7 protein-coding genes and 3 pseudogenes are annotated in these 9015 nt (G+C 71.3%); 4 read left to right on the forward strand and 6 right to left on the reverse strand.

Annotated features, from left to right (window positions below):
- From IF30_RS46115 to IF30_RS0139490, 6 genes and pseudogenes are all read right to left on the reverse strand, one after another.
- Window positions 1-803 (reverse strand): annotated as a pseudogene (locus IF30_RS46115) (non-reducing end alpha-L-arabinofuranosidase family hydrolase); the annotation flags it as partial.
- 274 nt (window positions 804-1077) lie between these two features.
- Window positions 1078-1557, reverse strand: a complete 480-nt coding sequence (locus IF30_RS50915; RefSeq protein WP_420791206.1) for an RICIN domain-containing protein — start codon at window positions 1555-1557, stop codon at window positions 1078-1080.
- Window positions 1515-1862, reverse strand: a pseudogene (locus tag IF30_RS50920) (endo-1,4-beta-xylanase); the annotation flags it as partial. The pseudogene IF30_RS50920 and the gene IF30_RS50915, both read right to left, overlap by 43 nt.
- Window positions 1863-1923: 61 nt before the next feature.
- Window positions 1924-2196 (reverse strand): annotated as a pseudogene (locus IF30_RS50925) (endo-1,4-beta-xylanase); the annotation flags it as partial.
- Between the two features lie 197 nt (window positions 2197-2393).
- Entirely contained in the window at window positions 2394-3383 is a 990-nt protein-coding gene (locus IF30_RS0139485; RefSeq protein WP_030247763.1) for a glycoside hydrolase family 11 protein, read from the reverse strand.
- Window positions 3384-3963: 580 nt separating this feature from the next.
- Entirely contained in the window at window positions 3964-4776 is an 813-nt protein-coding gene (locus tag IF30_RS0139490) for a PaaX family transcriptional regulator C-terminal domain-containing protein (protein WP_030247764.1), read from the reverse strand.
- A 121-nt stretch (window positions 4777-4897) separates the two neighbouring features.
- Between IF30_RS0139490 and IF30_RS0139495 the strand changes: the two genes are divergently transcribed.
- From IF30_RS0139495 to IF30_RS0139510, 4 genes are read left to right on the forward strand one after another with little or no spacing between them, the layout of a single operon-like run.
- Window positions 4898-5800, forward strand: coding sequence for an SDR family NAD(P)-dependent oxidoreductase (locus IF30_RS0139495; RefSeq protein WP_030247765.1), 903 nt, complete (start codon window positions 4898-4900; stop codon window positions 5798-5800).
- 14 nt (window positions 5801-5814) lie between these two features.
- Complete coding sequence (locus tag IF30_RS0139500) at window positions 5815-6708, forward strand: amidohydrolase family protein (protein ID WP_030247766.1); 894 nt, start codon at window positions 5815-5817, stop codon at window positions 6706-6708.
- Between the two features lie 39 nt (window positions 6709-6747).
- Window positions 6748-8247, forward strand: a complete 1500-nt coding sequence (locus IF30_RS0139505; protein ID WP_030247767.1) for an acyl-CoA synthetase — start codon at window positions 6748-6750, stop codon at window positions 8245-8247.
- A gap of 50 nt (window positions 8248-8297) precedes the next feature.
- Window positions 8298-8753 (forward strand): MaoC family dehydratase, encoded by a 456-nt coding sequence (locus IF30_RS0139510; protein ID WP_030247768.1) that lies wholly within the window; start codon window positions 8298-8300, stop codon window positions 8751-8753.
- The last annotated feature ends 262 nt before the right edge of the window (window positions 8754-9015 follow it).

The raw sequence follows: 9015 nt of genomic DNA on the forward strand, positions 1-9015 counted from the left end.
GAAGTTGCCCGGGAAGTTCCCGATCGGCATGCTCGCCCGGTAGATGCTGCCGTTGTCACCGGCGAAGAACAGGTACATGTTCTGGCCGTCGGCGATCAGCGTCTGGTCGATCGGGGCGGCGCCGGGGAGGCTGCCGGTGAACAGGGGCTGCGGCGCGGACCAGCCGTTGGGGTTGGTCGGGTCGCTCGACGTGCGGTAGATGAACGGCCACTGGCCCCACTGGTAGGCCAGCACCCAGATGTTCCGGTGGACGACCAGTGGTACGTCGACGGGAGGGCGCACGTGCCGCCCGGCGGGGTCGAGCCGGACAGGCCGGTCCACTTCTGGTTGCTGCCGCCGGTGCACGTCCAGAGCTCCACCGCGGTGCCGTTGGCCGTGCCGGCGCCCGTGACGTCCAGGCACAGCCCGGACTCCACGCCGACGACCGTGCCGTCGGAGTTCACCCGCCACTGCTGGTTCGCACCGCCGCTACAGGTCCAGATCTGCACCGGGGTGCCCGCCGTGGTGGCGTGGCCCGGAACGTCCAGGCACTTGTTGCCGTACACGGTCAGCTGGTTGCCGTCCGTCGACGTCCACTGCTGGTTGCTGCCGCCCGAGCAGTCCCAGATCTGCAGGTGGGTGCCGTCGCTCTGGCCGGCGTTCGGCACGTCGAGACACCGGCCGGAACCGGTGCCGCGCAGGGCGCCGCTGGTGGCGGCCTGCGCCGGGTTGGCGACGAGCAGCGCCGCCAGCGCTGCCACGGTCGCGAGCACGGCGGTGAGCACCACGGACAGGTGCCTGCGGCCGGAACTTCGTCCGCGCATGTGGACCTCCTTCGTGAACGGGGCGGCGCCGTCAGCCGGTTCGTTGTCGCTGACGTCCGACTGCCGTGGTGACGGCGCGCGCCGAGGGTTGTCGATCGGCCGGGCGCAGGAATCCACGCCATTGCCGGTAGGGGTGCAAAGGTGCCGCGACGGTGTCGACCTGACGGGAAGTCGGGTAGGCGCCGGCTTCTCGGGCCGCGGTGGTACGGGGTGCTGCGGTGTCGGCCGCCGGCGGCACACCGCCGGTGGCGGCGTGCCCCCCTCGCGGCTCAGCTCACTTGAAGTTCCAGTGCTGGTTGGCGCCGCCCGCGGAGTCCCAGATCTGGACGGGAGTGCCGTTGGCGGTCTGGCCGCCGGGGGTCTCCAGGGCTCGGCCGCTGGCGACGTTGGTCAGCGTGTAGGAGCCGTCGCTGTTCTGGCCGGCCCGCCAGTGCTGGTTGGCGCCGCCGTTGGAGTCCCAGACCTCCATCCGCGTCCCGTTGGCCGTCTGGTTGCCGGGCTCGTCGAGGACGCGGCCGCTGGCGACGTTGGTCAGCGTGTACGAGCCGTCGCTGTTGCGGTCGGCCCGCCACTGCTGGTTGGCGGCGCCGCTGGCGTCCCACACCTGGAGCGGGGTGCCGTTGCCGTTCTGCCCGGCGGGCTCGTCGAGGACGCGTCCGGGTCGAACAGCAGCGGGTTCTCGCCGGTGCGCCAGGAGTCGCTGTCGCGGATGCCCCACACCGTCAGACCCGTGCAGCGGGGGACGTCGAGGCACGCCTGGACGGTGTTGGCGTACGCGCTGCCCGACGCCTGGGCGATGTCGAGCTCGGTGATCTGGACGTCCACGCCGAGCGCGGCGAAGTTGGCCAGGGTCGTCCGGTAGCTCGCCGGGGGGCCGCCCGCGCCGAAGTGGCTCTGGAGGCCGACGCAGTCGATGGGCACGCCCCGGGCCTTGAAGTCCTTGACCATGGAGTAGACGCCTTGGGTCTTGGCGTCGGACCAGTTCTCGATGTTGTAGTCGTTGTAGCAGAGCTTGGCCGACGGGTCGGCGCTGCGGGCGGTGCGGAACGCCTCCTCGATGGTGCGCGGTGGCGTGGCCGACGATCGCGTCGGCGGGGCCGAAGTCGAACGACCCCCGGGAGCGCTCGATGGTGTCCCACTTCATCTCGTTCTCCGGGGTGACCATGTTGAACTCCCGGTCGAGGATCCCGGAGTACGTCGGATCACCCAGCCTGCCCGAGGCCACGGCCGTACCGAAGTAGCGCCCGCTGCCGGCCGCCGCCGCACCCAGAGTGGTCGCTCCGGCGGCGTGGGCGGCGGGGTCGGCGGTGAGGGCCGCGGCCGAGCTGACGACCAGGCAGGCGGCCGCCGCCAGGATCTTGCGGAGGCGGGGTTTCTCGTTGAGCTCTGGCATGACGAATCGTTCTCCTTGGGTGGGGGGGGGTGCGCACCGGCGGGGCCCGGCCGACCGGGGGGTGTCGGCCCGGCTCCGGGGCCCCGTCGGTTAGCGCTAACAATTCGCAACGAACACCGCCTTGCCCGGCATGTGCGGGGTGAGGTCTGCGACAGGCGGTGCAGCGTTGTGCATACCGTGCGGCGGGCGGCGGACCGTCAGCTGGTGCTGCAGGAGACCGTCGGCCAGGTGGTGCTGCCGTTCTTCATGACGGTCATGCCCCAGTTGTCGCCCGCGCCGTTGGGGGTGGCGACGAGCGTCTGGGCGTCGGGGTAGGACGTGTTGACGTTCCAGGTCGAGCCGATCCGCTCCGGGGAGGGGACCTTCACGGTCACTTTCCAGTTGGCGGAGCCGGTGACCGCGACGTTCAGGTTGTAGCGGTCGCTCCACGAGTCGCCGGCGGAGAGCGTCGCGCTGCAGGTGCCGCCGCCGGTGCCGCCCCCGGGGCCGCCGCCGGTGGAGGTGCCCAGCGTGATGTTGGAGCTGCCGCTGCTGTGGTAGCCCTCGGTGGCCATGACCTCGTAGTTCATGGTGCCGAGGGGCATGCCGTTCCTGGCCCACGCGTCGAAGTGGTTCCCGACGGTGATGGTTCCGCCGGTCCGCTTGGCCTGGCGGACGCTCCAGTACTGGTTGAACGTCTTGATGCCCTCGATGGAGGGGGCGTTGACGCGCGTCGTCTCGTAGATGTCGTACGTGCCGCCGTCACTGGTGACCGTGCCCTTGTAGGCGCCGGTGGGCTTGTACGAGCCGTAGTTCTCGACGACGTAGTACTCGACGAGCGGGTTGGTGCTCCAGCCGTAGAGCGACAGGTAGGCGTTGCCGCTGGTGCTCCAGGTGCCCGAGTAGGTGACCGGGTTGCGCGAACCGGTGCTCCAGCCCTTGCCGGCGACGAAGTTGCCGGCGTTGTTCCAGGAGGTGCTGTAGTTGCCGCCGCCGTTCAGGGACATCGAGGCCGCACCGGTGCCCTCGGTCCAGAACGTGTAGAAGTACCCGCCGTCGCTGCCGGTCTGGTTGGTGGTGATGGTCGCGGCCTCGGCGGTGCCCGGCAAGACCAGGACGGCGACGAGAGCCGGTGCGAGGACGCGCGTGCTCCTGGCGATCCGCCGGAGCCGGCCGGTGGTACGGCGTTTGGGGTGGGGGAAGTTCACGAGGGTGATCCGTCCTGCCGATGGGTGGGGGTGGGGGCGGCCATGCGCCACCGATGACCGCGGAGGGGCGGGACGGTCGGACGGCACCGCGCAGCGGCGCGCGGAACCGCCGTGGCATCAACATCCCTACTACCGACACCGGTTGGCGAATGCGGCCCGGATCCAGGGCCGTTCGGACTTGTCGACGGCGACAGTGTTGGCCTGAGCCCGACAAGGTGTCAACAGTTTCGACTGAATCCTCGAAACAATCGCCGCATCGTCACTCGCTGCGTTACTCGATGGACCCGATCCGGCGGAGAACTCGACCGGCGCGTGGCCGATTTCCCCATGGTCATCTTGCGTTGCGGGCCTCGGCCCGCCGGACGGCTTATCCGGCCGAATGCTCGAAACTTTCGGAAATCACGGCTGCGGGTACGCGGTGGCCGGGCTCGTAGGGTCAGGCGGAAATCGCCTCGCCCTTGATCCGTCCGCAGAACCGGCGAAACGGAGGCCCCCGCAAGGGGGGCGGCGGCCTTCGGTGGCGGCCGGTGAGCGGGCGGCCGGTGAGCGGGCCGTCGATGAGCGGGCGGCCGGGGCCCGGTCATGCCGTCGCGATCGCGTCCACCCGCCGTTCGGCCTCGCGGCCCGCCGCGTCGGCGACGTCCCGGGCGATGGTGTGGAACAGTTCCTCCGCCCGGATCGCCGGCCAGTCGGCCGGGAGGTGCTCGGCCGGCAGGTGCGGGTCCCGGCGTACGAGTTCGAGCCAGTCGGTGTGGACGAGCAGCTGCCGCCGCAAGGGGTCGTCGGAGTCCGTCGTGGGCCCGCTCCAGCGGCGCAGGAACGCGCGGTAGCCGTCGGCGATGGCCTCGGTGTCGAAGGCGGACTCCACCACCTGCGAGACCTCGGTCGGTGCCAGCACCGTGCCCCGGAAGACCCGCAGGTGCGCGTCGAGGGCGAGGTCGCCGAGCAGTGCGGCGACGTCCACCACGCCCGGTGCCACCCACAGCCCGTTCTGGAGCGGCCCGAATCCGCCCCAGGTCAGCCGGGAGCGGAGGTCGTGGCGCTGGCGGCGCCAGGCCTCCGGCAGGGAGAAACCGACCAGGGTCCACTGCCCGTGCCAGTCCCGGTTGACCGCGCCCGTGCTCCAGACCCGGTCGTGCCCGTCCTTCAGGACGGCCACGGCGCGCGGAGTGAGCCCGAAGTACATCTTCCGCCCCTGCCGGTGCCGGGCGAGCAGGCCGCGGTTGACCATTCGCGTCAGCGTGGAGCGGACGGCCTCCTCGGTGACGCCGACCCGTTCGAAGATCTCGATGACGCAGCCCGACGACAGGGCGACGTCCCGCCCCAGGACGTGGATGCCGAAGAAGGTGAGCATCAGTGACTGGGGGCGCGGAGCGGGGTCGAGATCGATCACGGGCCCAGCCTAGGACCAGCGCCGGAGCTGCGCGGACGGCCCCAATGCTCGGCAATATATTGACGGCCAACACTTAGATGCCTAAGTTGAGCGCAGTTCCACCCCACGAAGGAGAGTCCCCATGGATCTGAACGGCAAGGTCGCCGTGGTCACCGGCAGCGGTCGCGGCCTCGGGCTCGCCTATGCCAAGGCGCTCGCCGCCTCCGGAGCGGCGGTCGTGGTCAACGACGTGGACCCGGAGGCCGCCGCGGGCGCCGTCAAGGAGATCGAGGCCGCCGGCGGCCGCGCGGTCGCCGAGGTCGGCGCGGTGGGGACCACGGAGACCGCCGAGGCGCTGACGGCGCGCGCCGTGGACGCGTTCGGCCGGCTGGACGTGATGGTGACCAACGCCGGCGTCCTGCGCGACCGGGTGCTGTGGAAGATGAGCGACGAGGACTTCGACACGGTCGTCCAGGTCCACCTGCGCGGGACCTTCACCTGCGTCCGGGCCGCCGTGGCCCGGATGCGCGAGCAGGGCGAGGGCGGACGCGTCATCGTCGCCGGCTCCCCGGCGGGCCAGCGCGGCAACTTCGGCCAGACCAACTACGCCGCCGCGAAGGCCGGGATCGCGGCCATGGTGCGCACCTGGGCGATGGAACTCGCGAAGGCCGGGATCACCGCCAACGCGGTGATCCCCGTCGCCGCCACCGCGATGACCAGGACCATCCCTGCCTTCGCCCCGCACGTCGAAGCGCTGGAACAGCACGGCACTCCGCTGCCGGACGGCCTGCGCAAGGGGGAGGGCTTCGGCACCCCCGAGGACGTCGCCCCCCTGGTCGTCTACCTCGCCTCCGACGCGGCCGCGGCCGTCACCGGCCAGTGCATCGGCATCGGTGGCGACAAGCTGGCACTGTGGTCGCACCCGCAGGAGGTCTCGGTCGCCTACGCGGACGGCGGGTGGAGCGCCGACGCGATCGCCGCGGCCTGGCCGGCCTCGATCGGACGGGTGCCCGAGACCTTCGGCATCCCGGCCCCGCGGATCTGAGCGGCGGCCGCCCGATGACCCCTCAGGAACCGCGCCTGCTGCTCGACGAACTCGTCGCCATCGACGTCCACACCCACGCCGAGGTCTCGGCGAACGGCCAGGGCTCGCTCTCCGAGGAGCTCGACGCCGCGGCCGGCGCCTACTTCCACGCGGACCACCGCCGGCCGACCCTGCCGGAGATCGCCGCGCACTACCGCGAGCGCAGGATGGCCTGCGTGGTCTTCACCGTGGACGCGGAGGCCGCCACCGGCACCCCGGCCGTCCCCAACGAGGAGGTCGCCGAGGCGGCGCGCCTCCACCCCGACGTGCTCATCCCCTTCGCCAGCATCGACCCGCACAAGGGCCGGGCCGGAGTACGCCAAGTCCGCAGACTGGTCGACGAGTTCGGGGTCCGCGGTTTCAAGTTCCACCCGAACGTGCAGGCGTTCCACCCCAACGACCGGTTCGCCTACCCCCTGTACGAGGCGATCGAGGAGGCCGGTGCCATCGCCGTCTTCCACACGGGGCAGACCGGCATCGGCGCCGGCGCGCCGGGCGGTGGCGGGATCCGCCTGAAGTACTCGAACCCGATGCTGGTGGACGACGTCGCGGCGGACTTCCCCGGCATGCCGATCATCCTCGCCCACCCCTCCTTCCCCTGGCAGGACGAGGCGCTGGCAGTGGCGACCCACAAGCCGCAGGTCCACATCGACCTGTCCGGGTGGTCGCCGAAGTACTTCCCGCCGCAACTGGTCAAGTACGCCAACAGCCTGCTCCAGGACAAGGTTCTGTTCGGCTCGGACTACCCGCTCATCAGCCCGGACCGCTGGCTGGCCGACTTCGCGCAGCTGCCGATCAAGGACGAGGTGCGGCCCAAGATCCTCAAGGACAACGCCGCCCGGCTGCTCGGCCTCGACAAGCGGCAGTGACGCAGACGGCGGCAGTGGCGCAGACGGAGGAGTCCCGCGTTGCACAACGAAGGCATCGGTTCCTGGCCCGCGCGCCGGGCCCGTAAGACACCGCGCCGCACCGCCCTGCTCCACGAGGGCCGGTCCACCAGCTACGCCGAGCTGCACCGCAGGTCCAGCCGCCTCGCCCACCTGCTGCACCTGCGCGGAGTGCGCCGCGGCGACCGCGTGGCGTTCCTCGGCCCCAACCACCCGGCCTTCCTGGAAGGCCTCTTCGCCGCAGGGCAGTTGGGCGCCGTCTTCGTCCCGCTCAACACCCGCCTGGCCCCACCGGAACTGCGCTACCAGCTCCGCGACTGCGGTAGCACCATCCTGCTGGCGGTGCGTCAGAAAACCGAGTTACTCGATGAGTTGGCGCAGGATTGCGAGGTGTGGGAGGTCGAGGGGGAGGAGTTCGAGACTCTGCTCGCGGACGCCCCCGACGGGTTGCTGGACCTACCGGTGACCCACGACGACCTGTGCATGATCATGTACACCTCGGGGACCACGGGCCGTCCCAAGGGCACCCTGCTGACGCACGGCAACCTCGTCTGGAACAGCCTCAACGTCGTGGTCGACGTCGACCTGTCCGGCGACGAGGTCACCCTGGTCAGCGCACCCCTGTTCCACGCCGCCGCGCTCAACATGACCTGCCTGCCGACCCTGCTCAAGGGCGGCACCGTCGTCCTCGAACCGGGGTTCGACGCCGAACGCACCCTCGCACTGATCGAACAGCACCGGATCACCTGCCTGTTCGGCGTCCCGGCGATGTACGACGCGATGGCCCAGGCGCACGGCTGGGCCGGGGCCGACCTGAGCAGCCTGCGCAACCTGCTCTGCGGCGGCGCACCCGTACCGGCCCGCACCATCCGTATGTACCTCGACCTCGGCCTGGCGTTCGTCCAGGGCTACGGCATGACCGAGGCCGCGCCCGGCGTGCTGCTGCTCGACCGCGCGGACGCCCTGGAACGCGCCGGCACCGCCGGCACACCCCACTTCTTCACCGATGTCCGCCTGCTCGCCCCGGCCGGCGAGCAGGTCGGCGTGGGCGAGCCCGGGGAGGTGGTGGTCAGCGGCCCCAACGTCACCCCCGGCTACTGGCAGCTGCCGCGAGAGACCGCCGACGCCTACCACGACGGCCGGTGGTTCCGCTCCGGCGACATCGCCGTCCAGGACGAGGACGGCTACATCCGGCTGGTGGACCGGCTCAAGGACGTGATCATCTCCGGAGGGGAGAACATCTACCCCGCCGAGGTGGAGGACGCCCTGCTGGAACACCCGGCGATCGCCGAGTGCGCCGTGTTCGGCGTGCCCGACGATAAGTGGGGCGAGGTCGGCCGCGCCGTCGTGGTCCTGCACCCCGGCGCCACCGCGAGCGCCGAGGACCTGCTCGCCCACCTCGACGGCCGACTGGCCCGCTACAAGATCCCCAGAACCGTGCGCTTCACCGACGCGCTGCCCCGCGGCGGCGCGGGCAAGCTCCTCAAGGGGCCGATCCGCACCGCCCACGGGCAGGGCTGACCCGCTCCTCGCGCGCCGCCCCGGAGCGCCCCCACCAGGAAGGACCCCACGTGCCCCGCACCGTCCACGGCCTCGCCGACCTGCTCACCCTCGGTGGTGCCGACCTCGGCCACAGTCGGTGGCTGGAGATCACGCAGGACCGGGTGAACACCTTCGCGGACGCCACCGACGACCACCAGTGGATCCACGTCGACCCCGAACGCGCCGCCCGAGGCCCGTTCGGCGCCCCGATCGCCCACGGCTACCTGACCCTCTCGCTGCTCATTCCGCTGTGGACCGAACTGCTGCAGGTCGAAGACGTCGGGATGGCCGTCAACTACGGTCTCAACAAGGTGCGTTTCCCCTCCCCGGTCCGGGTGGGTGCCAAGATCCGCGCCCATGGCGCGATCGCCTCGGTCGCCGAGGTGAAGGGAGGGGCCGAGGTGACCGTCGACCTGACGGTCGAAATCGACGGCGAGACCAAGCCCGCGGTCGTGGCCCAGGCCGTCTACCGCTTCTACGCCTGACCGCCGCCCGAACGGCGCGAGCGGCCTCCCCGGTGGGGGTGGCCGCTCGCGCCGTTGCGAACGCGAACACGAACGCGGCCGCTGGCTCCCGCCCGGCTGCCGTTCCCCGCCCGGGCGCCGATCGTCGACGGGGCGTCAACTGTCCAGCCGGGTGCGGCCGTCCGACCGGCTCATATTGTGCACCTTGTTGACGGCGGTAAGAAATCAGCCCTAGATTTGCGCCGCCCCGCCGCCCCGCCGCCCCGCCGCCCCGCCGCCCCGC

Origin of the sequence: Streptomyces sp. NRRL S-350, from assembly GCF_000719705.1 — a bacterium.
In the GTDB taxonomy this organism is placed as follows: domain Bacteria; phylum Actinomycetota; class Actinomycetes; order Streptomycetales; family Streptomycetaceae; genus Kitasatospora.